General features: G+C 65.3%; 19 protein-coding genes and 1 tRNA gene. 17 read left to right on the top strand and 3 right to left on the bottom strand.

Annotation, left to right across the window (positions count from 1 at the left end; all coding sequences use genetic code 11):
- Positions 1–27 precede the first annotated feature (27 nt).
- Genes RFM40_RS14920 through RFM40_RS14905 form a run of 4 tightly spaced genes read left to right on the top strand, consistent with a single transcriptional unit; the run spans position 28 to position 4,872 of the window.
- The gene (locus RFM40_RS14920; RefSeq protein WP_320277747.1) at positions 28–1,125 is read left to right on the top strand and encodes a microcin C ABC transporter permease YejB; all 1,098 of its coding nucleotides are present in this window, start codon (positions 28–30) and stop codon (positions 1,123–1,125) included.
- Complete coding sequence (locus RFM40_RS14915; protein ID WP_320227421.1) at positions 1,125–2,264, top strand: ABC transporter permease; 1,140 nt, start codon at positions 1,125–1,127, stop codon at positions 2,262–2,264. Before RFM40_RS14920 ends, RFM40_RS14915 begins: the two co-directional genes overlap by 1 nt.
- Positions 2,261–3,889 carry an ABC transporter ATP-binding protein gene (locus RFM40_RS14910; protein ID WP_320277746.1) on the top strand — a complete coding sequence of 543 codons (1,629 nt, stop codon included), beginning with the start codon at positions 2,261–2,263 and terminating at the stop codon, positions 3,887–3,889. The genes RFM40_RS14915 and RFM40_RS14910 overlap by 4 nt, the downstream gene beginning before the upstream one ends.
- 41 nt (positions 3,890–3,930) lie before the next feature.
- Complete coding sequence (locus RFM40_RS14905; RefSeq protein WP_320277745.1) at positions 3,931–4,872, top strand: 2-hydroxyacid dehydrogenase; 942 nt, start codon at positions 3,931–3,933, stop codon at positions 4,870–4,872.
- Here the strand turns inward: RFM40_RS14905 and RFM40_RS14900 are convergent.
- On the bottom strand, positions 4,866–5,252 hold the full coding sequence (locus tag RFM40_RS14900) for a hypothetical protein (RefSeq protein ID WP_320277744.1): 387 nt from the start codon (positions 5,250–5,252) through the stop codon (positions 4,866–4,868). The genes RFM40_RS14905 and RFM40_RS14900 overlap by 7 nt on opposite strands.
- Before the next feature lie 245 nt (positions 5,253–5,497).
- Between RFM40_RS14900 and RFM40_RS14895 the strand changes: the two genes are divergently transcribed.
- Together RFM40_RS14895 and RFM40_RS14890 are read left to right on the top strand one after the other, a co-directional pair.
- Positions 5,498–6,508 carry a ligase-associated DNA damage response exonuclease gene (locus RFM40_RS14895; RefSeq protein ID WP_320271561.1) on the top strand — a complete coding sequence of 337 codons (1,011 nt, stop codon included), beginning with the start codon at positions 5,498–5,500 and terminating at the stop codon, positions 6,506–6,508.
- A 241-nt stretch (positions 6,509–6,749) separates the two neighbouring features.
- Positions 6,750–8,351, top strand: coding sequence for a cisplatin damage response ATP-dependent DNA ligase (locus tag RFM40_RS14890; RefSeq protein ID WP_320277743.1), 1,602 nt, complete (start codon positions 6,750–6,752; stop codon positions 8,349–8,351).
- A gap of 167 nt (positions 8,352–8,518) precedes the next feature.
- On the opposite strand, the gene RFM40_RS14885 is transcribed toward RFM40_RS14890, so the two are convergent.
- Positions 8,519–9,724 carry a hypothetical protein gene (locus tag RFM40_RS14885; protein ID WP_320277742.1) on the bottom strand — a complete coding sequence of 402 codons (1,206 nt, stop codon included), beginning with the start codon at positions 9,722–9,724 and terminating at the stop codon, positions 8,519–8,521.
- 347 nt (positions 9,725–10,071) lie between these two features.
- On the opposite strand from RFM40_RS14885, the gene RFM40_RS14880 reads away from it, so the two are divergent.
- Together RFM40_RS14880 and RFM40_RS14875 are read left to right on the top strand one after the other, a co-directional pair.
- Positions 10,072–10,147: transfer RNA gene (locus tag RFM40_RS14880), tRNA-Thr, on the top strand.
- 239 nt (positions 10,148–10,386) lie between these two features.
- On the top strand, positions 10,387–11,052 hold the full coding sequence (locus RFM40_RS14875) for an outer membrane protein (RefSeq protein WP_320277741.1): 666 nt from the start codon (positions 10,387–10,389) through the stop codon (positions 11,050–11,052).
- Here RFM40_RS14875 and RFM40_RS14870 read toward each other — a convergent pair.
- On the bottom strand, positions 11,040–11,213 hold the full coding sequence (locus RFM40_RS14870; RefSeq protein WP_320277740.1) for a hypothetical protein: 174 nt from the start codon (positions 11,211–11,213) through the stop codon (positions 11,040–11,042). The genes RFM40_RS14875 and RFM40_RS14870 overlap by 13 nt on opposite strands.
- Positions 11,214–11,652: 439 nt before the next feature.
- Between RFM40_RS14870 and RFM40_RS14865 the strand changes: the two genes are divergently transcribed.
- From RFM40_RS14865 to RFM40_RS14825, 9 genes are all read left to right on the top strand, one after another.
- Positions 11,653–13,392 (top strand): adenylate/guanylate cyclase domain-containing protein, encoded by a 1,740-nt coding sequence (locus RFM40_RS14865; RefSeq protein ID WP_320227429.1) that lies wholly within the window; start codon positions 11,653–11,655, stop codon positions 13,390–13,392.
- A gap of 249 nt (positions 13,393–13,641) precedes the next feature.
- Positions 13,642–13,830 (top strand): YodC family protein, encoded by a 189-nt coding sequence (locus RFM40_RS14860; RefSeq protein WP_126096380.1) that lies wholly within the window; start codon positions 13,642–13,644, stop codon positions 13,828–13,830.
- Between the two features lie 157 nt (positions 13,831–13,987).
- On the top strand, positions 13,988–14,443 hold the full coding sequence (locus RFM40_RS14855; RefSeq protein WP_320277739.1) for an EF-hand domain-containing protein: 456 nt from the start codon (positions 13,988–13,990) through the stop codon (positions 14,441–14,443).
- A 45-nt stretch (positions 14,444–14,488) separates the two neighbouring features.
- Complete coding sequence (locus tag RFM40_RS14850) at positions 14,489–15,031, top strand: RNA polymerase sigma factor (RefSeq protein ID WP_320277738.1); 543 nt, start codon at positions 14,489–14,491, stop codon at positions 15,029–15,031.
- A gap of 74 nt (positions 15,032–15,105) precedes the next feature.
- Positions 15,106–15,555: a hypothetical protein gene (locus tag RFM40_RS14845; RefSeq protein ID WP_320277737.1), complete on the top strand. Its 450-nt coding sequence runs from the start codon at positions 15,106–15,108 to the stop codon at positions 15,553–15,555.
- On the top strand, positions 15,552–15,998 hold the full coding sequence (locus tag RFM40_RS14840) for a periplasmic heavy metal sensor (protein ID WP_320277736.1): 447 nt from the start codon (positions 15,552–15,554) through the stop codon (positions 15,996–15,998). Before RFM40_RS14845 ends, RFM40_RS14840 begins: the two co-directional genes overlap by 4 nt.
- Before the next feature lie 108 nt (positions 15,999–16,106).
- Positions 16,107–16,391: a GCG_CRPN prefix-to-repeats domain-containing protein gene (locus RFM40_RS14835; RefSeq protein ID WP_320277735.1), complete on the top strand. Its 285-nt coding sequence runs from the start codon at positions 16,107–16,109 to the stop codon at positions 16,389–16,391.
- 103 nt (positions 16,392–16,494) lie between these two features.
- Positions 16,495–17,940 carry a DUF1800 domain-containing protein gene (locus tag RFM40_RS14830; protein ID WP_320277734.1) on the top strand — a complete coding sequence of 482 codons (1,446 nt, stop codon included), beginning with the start codon at positions 16,495–16,497 and terminating at the stop codon, positions 17,938–17,940.
- A gap of 34 nt (positions 17,941–17,974) precedes the next feature.
- Positions 17,975–19,213: a DUF1501 domain-containing protein gene (locus RFM40_RS14825; RefSeq protein WP_320277733.1), complete on the top strand. Its 1,239-nt coding sequence runs from the start codon at positions 17,975–17,977 to the stop codon at positions 19,211–19,213.
- The last annotated feature ends 86 nt before the right edge of the window (positions 19,214–19,299 follow it).

Below are 19,299 nucleotides of genomic sequence, written 5' to 3'. Positions count from 1 at the left end.
TTCCGTTCGCGCAGGGCCGGTAGCCTGATGGGCGCTTATATCCTGCGCCGCATCCTTCTGATGATCCCGACGCTGTTCGGCATCATGGCGATATCCTTCGCCGTCATCCAGTTCGCTCCCGGCGGTCCGGTCGAGCAGGTTATCGCCCGGCTCACCAATCAGGGCGGCACCGATCGCCTCGGCGGCGGTGGCGGTGGCGATGCCGGCGCCACCAATCTCGATGTCGCGGGCGGCGTCAGCTCGAAATATCGCGGCGCGCAGGGGCTTGACCCCGAATTCATCAAGAAGCTCGAAAAGCAGTTCGGCTTCGACAAGCCGCCGCTCGAGCGCTTCGGCATGATGCTGTGGAACTACGCCCGCTTCGATTTCGGCGACAGCTATTTCCGCGACATCTCGGTGCTCGACCTGATCCTGGAAAAGATGCCGGTGTCGATCTCGATCGGGCTGTGGATCACGCTTCTGTCCTACCTGATCTCGATCCCTCTCGGAATCCGTAAAGCGGTGCAGGACGGCTCGACCTTCGACGTCTGGACCAGCGGCGTCGTCATCGTCGGCTACGCCATCCCCGGCTTCCTGTTCGGCATCCTTTTGATGGTGCTGTTCGCCGGCGGCTCGTTCTGGGACTGGTTCCCGCTACGCGGCATCGTTTCCGACAATTGGGACCAGTTGTCCTGGCCGGACAAGATCATCGACTATTTCTGGCACATGACGCTGCCGCTGACCGCACTTGTGTTGTCGGCCTTCGCCACGACGACGCTGTTGACCAAGAACTCCTTCCTCGAAGAGATCCGCAAGCAGTATGTGGTGACGGCGCGGGCCAAGGGCCTGTCGGAGCGCAAGGTGCTCTACGGCCATGTCTTCCGCAACGCCATGCTGATCGTCATCGCCGGCTTTCCGGGCGCCTTCATCTCGGCCTTCTTCACCGGCTCGCTGCTGATCGAAAACATCTTCTCGCTCGACGGCCTCGGCCTGCTCGGCTTCAAGTCGGTGATCGACCGCGACTATCCGGTGGTGTTCGCCAATCTCTACATCTTCTCGCTGCTCGGCCTGTTCGTCGGCCTCTTGTCGGACCTGATCTACACCTGGGTCGATCCGCGCATCGATTTCGAGCGGAGAGACGTCTGATGACGGCAGCTTCGGCCGAAACCAAGCCGGCCCGCGCCGCCCGGCCCCGGCTCTCGCCGCTCAACCAGCGGCGGCTGCAGAACTTCAAGGCCAACCGGCGCGGCTACTGGTCGCTGTGGATCTTCCTTCTCCTCTTCGTGCTGTCGCTGTTTTCGGAGCTGATCGCCAACGACAAGCCGATCATCGTTTCCTACAGGGGCGAGATCCTGTTTCCGGTGCTGGTCGCCTATCCGGAAGAGAAGTTCGGCGGCTTCTATGCCGTCACCGACTATCGCGATCCGGTCATCCAGGACGAGATCAATTCGAACGGCTGGATGGTCTGGCCGGCGGTGCGCTACTCGTATCAGACCGTCAACAACGCCATTCCGGAGGCGGCGCCCGCCAAACCCTCCTGGCTCTACGACAAGAACAAGCGTTGCAGCCAATACCCAAAGGGAGAGGCCGATGAGAACTGCGTCGTCGGCAACTGGAACTGGCTGGGCACCGACGACCAGGCGCGCGACGTGCTGGCGCGCGTGTTGTACGGCTTCCGCATCTCGGTGCTGTTCGGGCTGGTCCTGACGCTCGGCTCCTCGCTGATCGGCGTCGCGGCGGGCGCGGTGCAGGGTTATTTCGGCGGCTGGACAGACCTTCTGTTCCAGCGCTTCATCGAGATCTGGTCGGCGATCCCGGTGCTCTACCTGCTGCTCATCGTCTCCGCGATCCTGCCGCCCGGTTTCTTCATCCTGCTCGGCCTGATGCTGTTGTTCTCCTGGGTGGCGCTGGTCGGCGTGGTGAGGGCCGAGTTCCTGCGCGCGCGCAACTTCGAATATGTCAACGCGGCGCGGGCGCTTGGCGTGCCCAACCTCACCATCATGTTCCGCCACCTTCTGCCCAACGCCATGGTGGCGACGCTGACCTTCCTGCCCTTCCTGCTCTCAGGCTCGATCTCGACGCTGACCTCGCTCGACTATCTCGGCTTCGGCCTGCCGCCCGGTTCCGCCTCGCTCGGCGAGCTGCTGAAGCAGGCGCAACGCAATCTCAACGCGCCCTGGCTCGGCATCTCCGGCTTCATCGTGATTTCGCTGATGCTGTCGCTGCTGGTCTTCATCGGCGAGGCGACGCGCGACGCCTTCGATCCGCGCAAGACGTTCAAATGAGCGAGCCCCTGCTTTCCGTCCGCGATCTGAGCGTCGCCTTCGCGCAAGGCGGCACACAGTCCGTAGCCGTCGACCACATCTCCTTCGACATCGCCAAGGGCGAGACCGTGGCGCTGGTCGGCGAATCCGGATCCGGCAAATCGGTCTCGGCGCTGTCGGTGCTGAAGCTTCTGCCCTACCCCGCGGCCAGCCATCCTTCGGGCAAGATCCTCTTCCACGGCGCCGATCTGCTCGGCGCCAACGAAAAGACCTTGCGCGGCGTGCGCGGCAACAAGATCACCATGATCTTCCAGGAGCCGATGACCTCGCTCAACCCGCTGCACACGATCGAGCAGCAGATCGTCGAGGTGTTGAAGCTGCATCAGGGACTGGGCGACCGTCAGGCCCGCGCGCGCACCCTGGAGCTGCTCACCGAGGTCGGCATCCGCGATCCGCAAAAGCGGCTCGATGCCTATCCGCACCAGCTCTCCGGCGGCCAGCGCCAGCGTGTCATGATCGCTATGGCCTTGGCCAACGAGCCGGAACTGTTGATCGCCGACGAGCCGACGACGGCGCTGGACGTCACCGTGCAGGCGCAGATCCTCGAGCTGCTCGCGGGCCTGAAAAGCCGCAAGGGCATGTCGATGCTCTTCATCACCCACGACCTCGGCATCGTGAGGAAGATCGCCGACCGCGTCTGTGTCATGACCAAGGGCAGAATCGTCGAGACCGGGCCGACCAGGGAGATTTTCGCCAACCCACAGCATGCCTACACAAAACACCTCTTGGCCGCCGAGCCGAAGGGCAAGCCGCCGGCGGCGAATGCCGCGGCCAATGCGGTGATGACCGGCAAGGAGATCAAGGTCTGGTTCCCGATCAAGCGCGGTTTTTTCCGCCGCACGGTGGATAATGTGAAAGCGGTGGACGGCATCGACGTCACCGTGCGGGCCGGCCAGACGCTCGGCGTCGTCGGCGAATCCGGTTCCGGCAAGACGACGCTCGGTCTCGCGCTGGCCAGAATGATCTCCTCGAACGGCACCATCAATTTCAACGGGCGCGACATCAACCAGCTCTCCTTCAGCGCCATGCGGCCGCTGAGACGCGAGTTGCAGATCGTCTTCCAGGACCCGTTCGGGTCCTTGAGCCCGCGCATGTCGGTGGCTGAGATCATCGAGGAGGGGCTGAAGATCCACGAGCCGAAGCTCTCGCCCGACGAGCGCGACGACAAGGTCGTCGAAGTGCTGAAGGAGGTCGGTCTCGATCCCGAAACGCGCCACCGCTATCCGCACGAATTCTCAGGCGGCCAGCGCCAGCGCGTCGCCATCGCGCGCGCCATGGTGCTCAACCCGCGCTTCGTCATGCTCGACGAGCCGACGTCAGCGCTCGACATGAGCGTGCAGGCGCAGGTGGTCGACCTTTTGCGCAACCTGCAGGCCAAGCACAACCTCGCCTATCTCTTCATCAGCCATGACCTGAAGGTCATCCGCGCCCTTGCCAACGACGTGATCGTCATGCGCAATGGCCAGATCGTCGAAGCCGGACCGTCCGAACAGATTTTCGGCAGTCCGCAAACCGACTATACCCGGGCGCTGATCTCGGCCGCGTTCCGGATCGAAACGGCGCCGACCGGCGTAGTCAGCGAGTAACCCCCGGCTGGACCGACATAACAGGGACGAAAAATCCGCGAATGGAAAAAGGCAAAATCCTGCTTGCCCTCACCGGCTTTCATCCGCAGCATTGGCGCGAACTGCTCGCGGCCGAGCGCGAAGTGGTGCTGGAGCCGGATGGCCCCACCGATCCGTCGATTGCCTATGCGGTGGTTTGGAAGCAGAAGCCCAATCTCTTGTCGAGGCTGCCCAATTTGCGCGCCATCTTCTCGATCGGCGCCGGCGTCGACCATATCTTCGCCGATCCCGGCCTGCCCGACGTGCCGATCGTCAGGGTCGTCGCCGACAACCTCACCCAACACATGACCGAATATGTCGTCTGGCGGGTGCTCGACCACCATCGCCAGAGCATGCTCTACCGCGCGCAGCAGCAGAAGAAGATCTGGCGCGAACTGCCGCAGCGCCCGGCGGAAGACATCTCCGTCGGCATCATGGGCCTCGGCAATCTCGGGCGCGCCGCGGCATCGGTGCTGCTCTCGCTCGGCTTCGCGGTCAATGGCTGGTCGCGCAGCGAGCGGCCGATGAAGGGCGTTTCGACCTATTCCGGCGAGGCGGGGCTGATCCCTTTCCTCAACGCCACCGACATCCTGGTGGTGCTGCTGCCGCTCACCCCCAACACGCAAGGCATCATCAACTACGGCGTGCTGAAAGAATTGCGCAGGCGCAACGGCCTCGGCGGCGCGGTGCTGATCAATGCCGGGCGCGGGCGGCTGCAGAAGGATGCCGATATCCTGCGTGCGCTCACCGACGGCACGCTGAAGGAAGCGAGCCTCGACGTGTTCGAGGTCGAGCCGCTGCCGAAGACGAGCCCGCTGTGGAGCCATCCGAAAGTGTTCGTGACGCCGCATGCGGCGGCGACCTCGGACCCGACACATCTGGTCCCGATCATGCTCCGGCAGATGGACGCGTTCGAGCGCGGCGAAAAGCTCGAAAACCTGGTCGACCGCGAAGCGGGCTACTGAGCCGGCGAAGACGGCTTCGAGCCAGGCAGCGCGAACTTGTCCTTCTTCTTCGGCTTGCCGCAGTCGCGGCGCTCGATCGAGCGGCTCATGGCGTCGATCTCGCCGCTCGCCTTGTCGCTGTCGCGCTGCGCCTTGGAGCGCATGTCCGGCGTGAACGGGCCGAAGCCCATCGCCGGATTGGAGAAAGTCGGCTTGGCGGTGATCGGCAGATTGTTTTGCTGCGCCACCTGATTGCGCTGCGCCAACAATTGGTCGCAAGGCACATCGTCATATTGCAGCGAGGACTGGATATTCTCGTCCTGGCGTTCGGCCATCGACGAGCCGCCGACGCAGCCGGCCGTCACTAGGCAAGATGCCAACACAACCATGGTCCAGCGCATGGTATCCCTCCGTGCGGTATCCGCCCCGCGCAAACCTCGCCACGCGATTCGGGCTTTTTCGCGAGCGGAGGATTAATACAAGGTCGGCGGGACAGCACCCCTCTGGCCTGCCGGCCATCTCCCCCGCAAGGGGGGAGATTTGGCAGCTTCGGCCCGCCGCTCTTCCTGCGCGGCAGCGTGTATGACGAGTCAGCAGTCTCTTGCAACGGGCTTCTCGCGCAGAATTTAGCCATTATCTTCAAGGCATGCGCGCCAGCGACCTGCTCAAGCCACGGCCGGAAGGGCTCTACTGCCCGCCAGGCGATTTCTTCATCGACCCGGTGCGGCCGGTAGGCCGCGCGCTGATCACGCACGGCCATTCCGACCATGCCCGCTCCGGCCACCGTTCGGTGCTCGCCACTCAAGAGACGCTCGACATCATGGGATTGCGCTACGGCGAGGACTTTGCCGGGACGACGCAGGCCGCGAACCTCGGCGAGACGACTGATATCAACGGCGTCTCCGTCACTTTCCATCCGGCCGGCCATGTGCTTGGTTCGGCGCAGATCGCCGTCGAGCACCAAGGCATGCGCATCGTCGCCTCAGGCGACTACAAACGGCAGAAGGACGCCACATGCCGGCCCTTCGAGCCGGTCCGGTGCGATGTCTTCATCACCGAGGCGACCTTCGGCCTGCCGGTGTTCCGGCATCCGCCGGATCACGAGGAGATCGCGCGCGTGCTCAAATCGGCGGCGCAGTTTCCCGAGCGTTCGCATCTGATCGGCGCCTATGCGCTCGGCAAGGCGCAGCGTGTCATGCACCTGTTGCGCGACGCCGGCTACGACCGACCGATCTACATCCACGGCGCGTTGGCCAAGCTCAGCGAGTATTACCAAAGCCAGGGCATCGATCTCGGCAGGCTGGAGCCGGCGACGGTCGAGAGCGGCGGCAAGGCCGATTTCACCGGGGCCATCGTCGTCGGCCCGCCGGCTGCCTTCGCCGACCGCTGGGCGCGGCGCTTCCCAGACCCGATCTCGTGCTTCGCCTCGGGCTGGATGCGCATCCGCCAGCGCGCCAAGCAGGGCGGCGTCGAGCTGCCGCTGATCATTTCCGACCATGGCGACTGGGACGAGCTCATCGCCACGATCAAGGAAACAGGCGCGGAGGAAATCTGGGTGACGCATGGCCGCGAGGAGGCGCTGGTGCGCTGGTGCGAGCTGGAGGGCATCGCGGCGAGGCCGCTGCATCTGGTGGGGTACGAGGACGAGGGCGATTGATGGCGTTTCTTGATCCGCTAATCGCCGGCGTAGTGATCCTTCGCACCCCCCTCTGTCCTGCCGGACATCTCCCCCTCAAGGGGGGAGATTGGCAGCTTCGGCGCCGTCGCATCACTCGCAACGCCGGAGATTGGCGAAGGCCGGCGCGACATCTGATCTCCCCCCTTGAGGGGGAGATGGCCGGCAGGCCAGAGGGGGGTGCCGCGCGCCAGCTTTCGCTATTGGCGTGGTGCACAGCGCCATGAACCGCTTCGCCGAGCTCCTCGACCGGCTGGTGCTGACGCCGTCGCGCAATGGCAAGCTGACGCTGCTTACCGACTATTTCCGCAGCGTCGAGGACCCGGACCGCGGCCTGGCTTTGGCGGCGATCACCGGCGATCTCTCGATCGCGGCGGTGAAGCCGGCGATGCTGCGCGCGCTGGTGGTCGAGCGCATGGACCCGGTGCTGTTCGGCTATTCCTACGACTATGTCGGCGACCTCGCCGAGACGGTGTCGCTGGTCTGGCCGCAGCCCGCCGGCCACATCCCGGACCATGCGCCGACGCTGGCCGAGGTGGTCGGCAAACTGCAGGCGGCGAGCCGCTCCGACGGGCCGCAGGTGCTGGCGCGGCTGCTCGACAGCGCAAGCATCTCGGCCCGCTTCGCCATCATCAAGCTGGTCACCGGCGGCCTGCGCATCGGCGTTTCGGCGCGGCTCGCCAAGCAGGCGCTGGCCGATCTCGGCCAAGTCGACGTCGTCGAGATCGAGGAGCTCTGGCATGGGTTGACGCCGCCCTACACCGAGCTGTTCGCCTGGCTGGAAGGCCGGGCGGAAAAGCCGAGGAGCGCGGCGCTCGCGTTGTTCCGGCCGGTGATGCTTTCCAACGCCGTCGATGACGGCGATCTCGAAAAGCTCGATCCGCGCGACTATGCGGCGGAATGGAAATGGGACGGCATCCGTGTGCAAGCGGTCTGCGAAGGCGGCATCCGCCGGCTCTATTCGCGCACCGGCGACGATGTGGCGGGCGCCTTCCCGGACCTTGCCGCGGCCATGGATTTCGAGGCTGCGCTCGACGGCGAGCTCTTGGTCGGCGACCCGCGCGAGGCGACCGGAACCTTTTCCGACCTGCAGCAGCGGCTGAACCGCAAGAGCGTGTCGCCAAAAATCCAGCAGCAATACCCGGCCTTCATGCGCTGCTACGACGCGCTGCAGATCAACGGCGAGGATTTGCGCGGCCTGCCCTTCGCCGAGCGCCGGACACGGCTCGAAACCTTCGTCGGCACCCTCGACCCCAGCCGCTTCGACCTGTCGCCGCTGGTCGCATTTGCGGATTGGGAAACGCTCGAACGGCTGCGCCAGGCGCCGCCGCACCCGATCATCGAAGGGGTGATGCTGAAGCGCTGGGATTCGCCCTATCTCGCCGGCCGGCCGAAAGGTCCCTGGTTCAAGTGGAAGCGCGATCCGCACACGGTGGACGCGGTGCTGATGTATGCGCAGCGCGGCCACGGCAAGCGCTCCAGCTTTTATTCCGATTACACTTTCGGCGTCTGGGCGGGCCCGGAAGGATCGGAAGAGCTGGTGCCGGTCGGCAAGGCCTATTTCGGCTTCACCGACGAGGAGCTGCGGCAGATCGACAAATATGTCCGCGACAACACGATCGAACGTTTCGGGCCGGTGCGTTCGGTGCGTGCCGACCGCCAGAACGGCTTGGTGCTGGAAGTGGCGTTCGAAGGCCTCAACCGCTCGACGCGCCACAAATCGGGCGTCGCCATGCGCTTTCCCCGCATTTCCCGGCTGCGCTGGGATAAGCCGGCAGCCGAGGCCGACCGCATCGAGACGCTGCAGGCGCTGCTCGACAGCTAGGAAATCCGACGTCGGCGCTTCACCCCACCGGGCGCTTCGCGCCGACCTCCCCATCGAGGGGAGGTAGGGGTTGGCGCTACGCTCTACCTCCCCTCGATGGGGAGGTAGCGCCGCAGGCGCGGGTGGGGTGCAGCGTCTATGTTGGATAGCGTGTCAATAACGCAAGGTCACTCCGCGATCGAGACGCGGATCTCGTAGATGTCGACGGACTTGCCCTGCTTGTCGAAGTCGGAATTGACGGCGATGGTGCCGGCGGCGCCCGGATGCTTGTCCGGAAACTGCACGTCGAACAGATATTCGTTGCGCTCGTGGCCGACGGCGTAGCGCTTGCGGCCGCAATCGCCGAACTCGCCGAAATTGCAGTCGACCGAGATCTGCGTCTCCTTACCCTCCTCCGAGCGGGCGATGATGTCGAACATGGCATGCTTGCCGGCGAGCTTTTCCAAGACGCCCTGCCCGACGTCGAAGGCGATCGCCGAGCCGGACGCGCCGGAACGGATGCGCAGGAACTGGCCGGTGTCGTCCTTCATCACGTCGGCGCTGGCGTCGGACGGCGTGCTGACATGGGTCGGATCGCTGGGCAGGAAGACGTTGATCCAGTTCTTCGACTGATCCGCCTCGCCCGGCTTTTCCGGCGAGCCGGCGTCGGCGGACTGCGAGGAATCCTCCCCTTCCAGCGTCGGCGGCGCTTCCGGCGGACCGGTGTTGAGCTCAGCCGCCGTCTTGAAGACGCCGGTCTGCTTCGCGAAATAGAGACCGATACCGGCGGCGGCGACAAGCGTCGCGACGACGAAGATCGCCGTCAGCGGCAGGCGCCGGCCCCTGATCCGCCGTTCATCGCGGTCCGGCGCCACTTCGGCGCCGTTGCCGACGGAGGATCCAGGAGAATCGTCGAGGGTGGGCGCATCGGGAAGCGCCTCGTCCGGCATGATGTCGGGCACGCGGGGCAGCACGCGGGAGCGCGGCGCGTCCGAGTCGTCGGGCTGCACCGGACCATCGACGGTGATCGACGGCGACGACCACGCCTGGTTCGGCGCCTGCCGCGGCGCGTCCACTGACGGCGCCGGAGACCGGGCCGGCGTGTCCACCGACGGCGCCGGCGCGGCATCGCCAGCGGGCGCACTACTCTCGGACGGGAGCATGACGTCCGGGATTGCCTGGACGGCCGGCAGGAATTCGGATTCGATCTCGGCGATTTTGGCCTGCACCGCCTTGCGGCGGTTGATGGCGGCCTCCACCGTCACATTCGGATTGGCCTGCAGCACGCGATCCAGCGCGGCAAAGGCCGAGCGATAGACCTTCTCGCGAAACGCCCGGTCCTCGGCATTGCCTTTCTCGAAGGCATTGCGGATCGCTTTCTCGATGGCGTCCAAGCGAGCTCCCTCTGCGCGTTCGCTCACAGTTCATCGATCGTTAGCCGCAGGCGACCAATCAATCAACGGGCGAGCGGCTGACTTGCCGACGCATCCAAAGCCCATTTCGGCGTTTTTTGTTGAAGAATCAACATTTTTTGTCACCGTCACCGGATCGGCTCCGGCGGACCGGATTGCGGCCGCCAGCGAGCCGGCGAGCCGCCGCGGCGGACGCGGGAGGCTGTCGCGCGGCGGCAGCCGACCGGAATTGCCGCGTATGGGCGCAGGATTTCGGAGCCACCCATCTTGAATTAGCTGACGGTTGAGTCTATCAACCGGCGCATCTTGGAAGCTGAGCTGCTTCCCGGGCCGCTTTAGCTCAGTTGGTAGAGCACATCATTCGTAATGATGGGGTCGCGTGTTCGAGTCACGCAAGCGGCACCAAAAATTCAATGACTGAGCCGATCCGCTCGACGGTTTTGTGCAGAAACCGCACAGAAACTACCTACCGCGGACGGTGAGCAGGATAGCCAGCACCACGCTGCCTTGCTCACCGCGTCGGAAGGCAATCTCTCGCCACGCTTCCTCCACCGCCACTGTTGCCGCTGTGTTACAGCGCAACCCCTGAAAGCCATGCTATCAACCCTTAGATGCAATGGCGGAGCGGGAGCGATAGGCGAGTTATGAGGAAGGTTCTACTCACATCGGCAATTCTATTTGGGCTTTGTTCGTCAGCCTTTGCTGCGGATGCATTGTCAGTGGAGCCCACGTCCTACAATTGGACAGGCGCCTATATCGGCGCTGTGGCCGGCGTCAATTTTCTCAAGGGCGATGTGACGATCCCCAATTATGATCCCCCCGGATATGATGGCGATAGCACGTCGGCTTCGATTGGCGGCCAAGTGGGCTATCAGTACCAGTTCGACAACAATTTCGTGCTCGGAGCGGAAGCCCGGCTGGTCGCGGTGTTCAACAAGAAGACGGTGCCGACGATCGACACTGAAACGTTCGAGACCGCTGCCGATTGGCAAGGCGACATCGTTGCGAAGGCTGGATATGCGATGGGCAATTTCCTCCCCTATGTTAAGGGCGGCGTGGCCTTCCTGCACCTACACGATACCGGATACAGCGTTCTCGGTTTTGGAGATGCCAAGTTTGACCGGACTTATACCGGCTGGACGATCGGCGTCGGCGCCGATTACGCGCTCAGTGATAAGTGGATCGTCGGCGCGGATTACGCATACGCGCATTTCTCGGATCACAACTTCGAGGGAGAACAAGACGTCGGCCCGACATTCGTGAAGCCCAGCACCCATACGGTTTCTCTGAGCCTGAACTACCGCTTTTGATTTAATCGCTTGAAGTCGCTGAACCCCGCCGGCATTTGTTGGCGGGTTGGCGGTAGAAATTCAGCCACTTCGGCAGATCGGCGATGGGGAATGTTGCTCGCCATTGCTTTGACGAGCGTGAGGGTGCTCGCCGCCGAATCGTAAGTCGCTGTCATCTTCATGGTTGCGTTCTAGGCGCGTCCTAAACAAAAGGCGCGGCCAATCGTTGCGATCGGTATCGAACGGCGCGCCATGCAGGCGTGACATGGATGTAGACCAAGCACCAACATCTGGTGTGATGTCCGAAACAAAAACACCGCCACGGTGACGTCAACCGGTTACACAGGACAGGGAATATCCCCGGCCTTCTGGAAGTGGCGTGTCGGCGTCCCCAGAGGCTGCGTGGGCGTGTCGTCGGCTGGCTGTTAGCGCGCCACTGGAACGCTCCACGCCTCGCAAGCGGGATAGCGAAATTTCGTGAAGGCAAGGTCAAGCTGCGTTCTCCGTTCCAGCGACGAGCGGAGACTGGGATAGATGGATACCATGCAGGTGGGGCGTATGGAAGCTGGCAGGACATGGACGCGGGGCGGCCCGCGCGCAGGCGCTTGGCTGAGCGGTGCAATGACCACGCAGCGCCATCTCGCAGCGATCCTGGCTTGCGACGTGGTCGGCTATTCGCGCCTGACGGAGCGCGACGAGCGCGGCACGCTCGAGCGGCTGAAGACCTACCGCAAGGACCTCCTCGAACCGCTGGTCTCCGAGAACCAGGGGCGGATCGTCAAGCTCACCGGCGACGGCATGCTCTGCGAGTTCGCGAGCGTCGTCAACGCGGTGACCTCGGGGATTGCGATCCAGCAGGCCCTGGCAGAACACGAGGCGGAGACGCCAGAGGAAGAGCGGATACGCTTGCGCATCGGCGTCAATCTCGGCGACGTCGTCTGCGAGGAGGACGGCGACCTCTACGGCGACGGGGTCAACATCGCCGCCCGCCTCGAAAGCATCGCCGATCCCGGCACCGTGGTCGTCTCGGGCACCGCCTACGACCACCTGCAGGGCAAGCTCGACTGCGGCTTCACGCCGCTCGGCAACCTGCGCCTCAAGAACATCGAGCGGCCTGTGCGCGCCTACCGCGTCGAGCCCGACGCCTCGGTGGCTGCGCCGCCTCCCCTGCCCGAGAAACCCTCGATCGCGGTTCTGCCTTTCACCAACATGAGCGGCGACCCCGACCAGGAATACTTCGCCGACGGGCTGGTGGAGGACATCATCACGGGATTGAGCCGGGTGAACTCCTTCTTCGTGATCGCCCGCAACTCGTCCTTCACCTACAAGGGCCGGGCGGTGGACCTGCGCCAGGTCGGGCGCGAGCTGGGCGTCCGCTACGTGCTCGAAGGCAGCATCCGCAGAGCAGGATCGCGGGTGCGCATCAGTGGGCAGTTAGTGGACGCGATCAGCGGACACCATGTCTGGACTGGCCGCTTCGAGGGCGACGTAAGCGACATCTTCGACCTGCAGGACAAGGTGACCGAGAGCGTCGTCGGCGCTGTCGAGCCGAGCATCCGGCTGGAGGAGATCAAGCAGGCGCGCATGAAGCCGACCGACTACATCAGCGCCTACGACCTCTACCTTCGCGCGCTGCCGCGCTTCTACAGCATGACGCGCGAAGGCTTTACCGACGTGCGCCGGCTCACCAACGAGGCGCTCAGCATCGACCCTGCGTTCAGCTTGGCGAAGGGACTCGGCGCCTATATCCGCAGCCTGTCCGTGAGCCAGTGCTGGCACGAGCCCGACGATACCAGGGTCGCCGCGCGCATGGCGCGCGAGGTCCTGGCGGAAGCGCGCGACGACCCCACGAGCCTACGCTTCGCCGCGCAGGTGATCGCCTACAGCGCGAAGGACTACGAGATGGCGCTGGGCACGATCGAACGGTCCCTGCTGCTCAACCCCAATTCGGCGCAGGGCCATACGGGCTGCGGCTGGGTGAACGCGCATGCCAGCCGCCCGCTCGTGGCGATTGAGCATTTCCACAGGGCAATGCGGCTGAGCCCGGTCGACCCCGAGAAAGGCATCGCGCTCTCCGGCATCGGGATGAGCTACCTGATGCTCGAGCGCTACGAGGAAGCGCTGGCATGGGGAGAACGCGCGCTGAACGAGATGCCGAACTACGGCTCTTCGCACCGGGTGGTGATCATGGCGCTGGTCAAACTCAACCGGCTGGACGAGGCGCAGGCGGCGGCGCGGCGGCTGATGGAGGCGTTCCCGACCTACACGCTCACCCTGCAAAGACAGATCAACCCATGGCTGGACAAGGCGTTCGCCGAGCGTTACGTCGAGGCGCTGGGCATCGCCGGCGTGCCGGAGTGATCGTCGCGGCTGCAAAGATGTCCTCTCCTTGCGCGCCCATCCCGCAGCGGGTTCGTTCTCCGGACTGCAAGCGGCAGGAGGCAATCCAGTCGCCCGCTAATTCGTAATGATGGGTCGCGTGTTCTCCTCACGCAAGCGGCACCAGTTTCTTCAACTCCCGGTTTACTGCACCAAACGGTCGAAGCACATCGACCATTGTCGCGACTCAGGTTTGGTGGAAAACTCATGGCCTCAGCATGGGAGGTCGAAATGCCCAATAGTTTCAAGACCGGAGACGTCGTCAGGCTGAAATCCGGAGGCCCCGAAATGACCATCAGCGACGGCGCGGCTTCCGGCACCTATCTGTGCCACTGGTTCAACCGCGAGGGCGACGTCTGGACCCCGCAGCATGCCGGCTTCAAGCCGGACCAGCTGGTGGTGGTCGAAGAACGGAAATAGTTTCGCTCACCCTCGTTCGGGTCGGCTCCGGCCCGGCTTTTGCCGGACCCCTTGTTCTTATTCTCTCGTCAGAAAACGACCGACGGATTTTTCCCGTCACCGCGTTTAACGGCTGAAGCGTGGTCGGCAATGGCCATGCCCAACCGGAGATGAGAGCATGATCCGCCGTACTACCCTGGTCGTTGCCCTTGGCCTGCAGGCCGCCGCCGCGGCCGCCCAGACAACGACGCCGACCCCTGCCACCGCACCGGCCCCTGCCACCGCACCGGCCCAACCGGCGCCAAGCACGACCGCTACCGCCACCGCCAAGCCCGGCGTTACGCTGGAAAAGTTCGAAGCGCGCCGGGAGAAGGCCTTCATGGCCGCCGACACGGACGGCGACGGCAAGGTCAGCCTCGCCGAATGGACGGCATTCCAAACCCAGCGCAAGGCCAAGGGCGACCCGGCCAAAGCCTTCGCGCGGATGGATGCCAACAAGGACGGGTCCGTCGACAAGTCGGAGCTCGATGCCTTCCTCGCCAAGCGCTTCGCCAGGCTCGACAAGAACGGCGACGGCATGCTCGGCGCCGACGAAAGGCCGGGCCACAAAACCGCTCCCAATCAGGAGCAATGACCGAGAGGTTATGCAGCACGATGATCATTGGGAGCGCCCAGGCTGATGGGCGCCGATCCGGACGAGGAACTGGTACGGCGGATCGGTGCCGGCGACCAAGCCGCCGTGCAGGCGATGGTGGCGCGCAAGCTGCCGCGCGTGCTCTCGCTCGCCACGCGGATGCTGGGCGACGCAGCCGAGGCCGAGGACGTCGCCCAGGAGACCTTCGTGCGCATCTGGCGCCATGCCTCCGGCTGGCGCCAGGGACGCGCGCGTTTCGACACCTGGATCCACCGGGTGGCGCTCAACCTCTGCTACGACCGCCTACGGCGGCGCCGCGAATGGACGACGGACGAACTGCCGGAGGTGGCCGATGAGGCACCGCTTCCCGACGCCCTTGCCGGAGACGAAGGCCGGCGCGTCCAGCAGGCCTTGCTGCGCATCGCGCCGCGCCAGCGCGAGGCGATCGTGCTCGTCTATTATCAGGAGATGTCCAATATCGAGGCCGCAGGTGCCATGCAGGTCAGCGTCGATGCGCTGGAAAGCCTGCTCGCGCGGGGTCGTCGCACGCTGCAGGCCATGCTCGTCGGGGACGATGGCAATGACTGAGACAGGGAAGGACTTGCCGATTCCGCGGGACGCAGCGTGGGGGGCGATGCCGAAAGAGTGGAAGGGGGAACGAGATGGCTGAGGAAAGAAAGACCGCCGGCGGGCGGATGGATGCCCGGCGCTTCGCCGTGCTGGCGGATGCCTATGGCAGCGCGCTGCATCGTTGGCCGCAGGCCGAGCAGGCTGCCGCCACGCTGTTTGCCAACAGCGAAGAGGGCCGCGCCATCCTGCAGCGCGCCGCCAGGCTCGACACCGTCCTCGACCGTCATCACATCGAAGCCCCAAGCCGGGTGCTGCATGGCGAGATCGTCGCACGTGCCATGACGCAGGTCAGGCAGGGACGGCATCGCCGGTTCTGGTGGCTGGGCTTCGGGCTCGCCGGTGTCGGCCTCGCCGGCGCCGTCGCCGGGCTGGCGCTGGTCACCGTCGTCACGCCAGACGTGCCGTCCGACCATTATGCGATGGATGCCAACGCAACGTCGTTCGGCGATGCCGGTCCCGATGCCGACACGGAGGACCTATGAACACCCGTCTTTTCGTGGCATCGCTGGTGCTGAACGTCTTTCTGATCGGCGCCGTGGCAGGCGGCGCGGGCTGGCTTATCGGCCGTTCCGGCGTGGGTTATTCGCTGGAATCGGCAGGCGGGCAGCTTCCCGCCAACGACCGCAAGGCATTTCGCCAGGCTCTGCGCGAGGTTCGTCGCGAATCCCGCGCGGTCATCCTCGACGGGCAGCAGGCACGGCGCGACGCGGCCAACCTTTTGCAGCAGCCGACGCTCGACGCCAACGCTCTGGCCGCCGCCCTGGAGCGGGCGCGCAATGCCGACGCCACGATCCGCATGCGGCTCGAGCAGCGCATCGTCGAATTCGCGGCGTCGAGCTCGCCGGAAGACCGTAAGCTGCTGGCCGACGCCTTGCTGCGCCATGTCGGCAGGCAGCGGCCGCCGTCCGCAAAAAATACGCCCTGACAAGCGACGGAAACCGCCGGCAACCTCCGTTCAAGGGAAAGAGGGACAGGCCTGCCACGCGAATGCGGACGGGCTCTCTTCAACGTCGATAAACTTCGGGAGTATCCCATGAACGGTCTGACGAAATATTCGCTCGCGGCCGCCTTCGCCGTCGGCGGGGCAGTCGCGGCAAGCGCTGCCTCGGCAATGCCGATCGCGCCGGTCGCGGCACAGGCGCTTGTCAAGCATGTGGCCTGGGGCTGCGGTCCCGGCTGGCACCCCAACCGCTGGGGGCGCTGCGTTCCCAACCGCCGCGCGGTCTATCCGGGCTATTACTATTGGGGCGGACCGAGGGTCTATATCGGCCCGGCCTGGCATCCGTACCACCGCTGGCACCACTGGCGCCGGTGGTAAGCCGCTGGCCAGCCTCATGATGCCGAGGCCGGCATCGTGAGGCCTTTCGACCATTAGGACATGCGGCCGACGCGACCGGCGTCGGCCCGCGACGGAGGCTGCATTGGCTCAATCCGTTTCAGATGCCGCTCAGATCGATCCGGCCCTGATCGCGCTCAACCGTTTCGGGCACGGCGCGAGGCGCGGTGACCACCTCGTCAAGATCGCGGCCGACGCCCGCGGCTATCTCAAGGCGGAGCTCGAGCAGCAGGATATCGCGCTTGTCTCGGCCGGCGATTCAAAGAATGCCGGGTTGTTGGACAGCACTGCCGCGATTCAGGCCAGCATGGCCGCCGCCGCGGAACGCAAGGCAGCGCGGGAGGCGGCGTCCGCCATGCAGCCCGCCGCAGACACCGCGGATAGCTCAACTGACGCAAAAGCCAAGCCGGCCGTGCCGCCGATCGAGGCCGATATCTATAGGGATGAAGCCCAGGCCCGTTTCGACAAGGCGCTCAACGCCGATCCCGGCTTTGTCGAGCGGCTGGTCGGCTTCTGGTCGAACCATTTCTGCGTCTCGGTCGCCAAGGCCCAGATCGTGCGGGCCAGCGCCGGCGCCTTCGAACGCGAGGCGATCCGACCTTTCGTGCTCGGCCGCTTCGCCGACATGCTGCTGGCGGTCGAGCATCATCCGGCGATGCTGTTTTTTCTCGACAACCGGCAGTCGATCGGCCCCGATTCCCGCGCCGGCAAAAGACGCGGCCGCGGCCTCAACGAAAACCTTGCCCGCGAGATCCTGGAGCTTCACACGCTGGGTGTCGGCAGCGGCTATGCCCAAGCCGACGTCACCAGCTTTGCCGGCATGCTTACCGGCTGGACGATGGCGGGACGGAAAGGGCGGCTCGGCGAGCCGGGCAGCTTCGTCTTCAACGCCAATGCCCATCAGCCGGGCAAGGCGACACTGCTCGGAACGACCTATCCTGCCGGCGGCATGGGCCAGGCGGAGGCGGCGCTCAACGACATTGCGCGCCACCCGGCGACCGCACAGCACATCGCCACCAAGCTCGCCCGCCATTTCATCGCCGACGATCCGCCCCCAGCGGCGGTCGACCGCCTCGCCGAGGTCTTCACCAGGACGGATGGCGACCTGCGCGCGATGGCGCTTGCCCTGATCGATCTGCCGGAAGCCTGGTCGATGCCGCTCACCAAGCTGCGTTCGCCCTTCGACTATGTCGTCGCGCTCCGCCGACCGGTCGGTTCGGCCGGCAACGAGCCGCAACGAACGCTTCGCTGGCTAAGGGCATTGGGCGAGCCGCTTTGGCAGCCGCCCGGGCCGAACGGATTTCCGGACGGGAGCGACAACTGGTCCTCGGCCGAAGGCCTGAAGACCCGTCTCGACATCGCCTGGCAGGCCGCGAAGCAGGCGGATGACATCGGCAATCCCGACCAACTGCTCGATGCACTGGTCGGCGCCTCCGCCTCGGCCGAGACACGCGAAGCGATCGCGCGCGCCGAATCCAAACAGCAGGGCCTGGCGCTGCTTTTGATGGCCCCGGAATTCCAACGAAGATGATTCCGACGCCAACAAAGAGAACGGAGATGCAGCCATGAGCCTTCTTTGTGAAACGCCGAACCCATCCCGCCGCGCCGTGCTGATGACCGGCGGGGTGCTGTTTGCCTGGGCGTATCTGCCACGCTTTGCCCGCGCGGCCGACAATCGCGATCCGCGCCTGATCGTCATCGTGCTGCGCGGCGCGCTGGACGGGCTGTCGACCGTCGGACCGGTCGGCGATCCCGGCTATGCCGGGCTGCATGGCGACATCGCGCTTTCGCTTTCAGGCCCGAACCCGGCGCTGCCGCTCGACTCCTTCTTCGCGCTCAATCCGGCGATGCCGGTGTTCGCGCGGCTGTTCAAGGCAGGCCAGGCGGCGGTCGTGCATGCGGCCGCAACCGGCTATCGCGACCGCTCGCATTTCGACGGCCAGGACGTGCTGGAGAGCGGCCTGCCCGGCCCCGGCAACGCAACCACAGGCTGGCTCAACCGGGCGCTTGGCAGCCTGCCGGCAGGCGAAAGAGTGGCAAAGCTCGGCGGGCTCGCGGTCGGGCCGTCGACGCCGCTGGTGATCCGCGGTGCGGCACCCGTGCTCGGCTGGGCGCCGCAGGTGCTGCCGACGCCGGGCGACGCGCTGGCCGAGCGCGTGCTCGACCTCTACAACCATCGCGACCCAGCGCTGGCCGCGGCGCTGCAGAAAGGCCTCGACGCCGACCGGATGGCGATGAGCGACGAGCTCGATAGCAAGACGATGAAGCCGAGAGGCGGCCTCGACAATGCCGCCGGCATGCGTCAGTCGGCGCAAGGCGCGGCAAAGCTGATGGCGGCGGACGACGGGCCGCGCATCTCAGCACTGGCCTTCGACGGCTGGGACACGCATGTCAACGAAGGCGGCGCCACGGGACGGCTCGCCAATCTGCTCGGCGGCCTCGACGGCGCCTTCGAGGAATTCGAGAAGGGGCTCGGCGAGCGCTGGAAAGATACCGCTATCGTCGCCATCACCGAATTCGGCCGCACCGCCCGTATCAACGGCACCGTCGGCACCGATCACGGCACCGGCACGGTGATGCTGCTTGCCGGCGGCGCGATCAAGGGCGGCCGCGTCATCGCCGACTGGCCCGGCCTGAAGCCGGCTCAGCTTTACGAAAGCCGCGACCTAGCGCCGACCAGCGATGTGCGCGCGGTGCTGAAGGGCCTGCTTGCCGACCAGTTCGGGCTCTCGGCCGCGGTGCTCGGCGACAAGGTGTTTCCGGAGTCGGGAGCGGTGAAGCCGATGCGGGATTTGGTTGGGTGAGCCCTGACTTTGTTCATCGGTAACAAGGTGCGGCGTCTGCTGTCATTCGTCATTCTAGGGCGGAGCAAGGAGCGAAGCGACGCGCG

It is taken from the genome of Mesorhizobium captivum, assembly GCF_033977165.1.
GTDB lineage: Bacteria > Pseudomonadota > Alphaproteobacteria > Rhizobiales > Rhizobiaceae > Mesorhizobium > Mesorhizobium captivum.
Note: the sequence above shows the minus strand (reverse complement) of the source record. Positions and strands in the feature narration are given on the sequence as shown.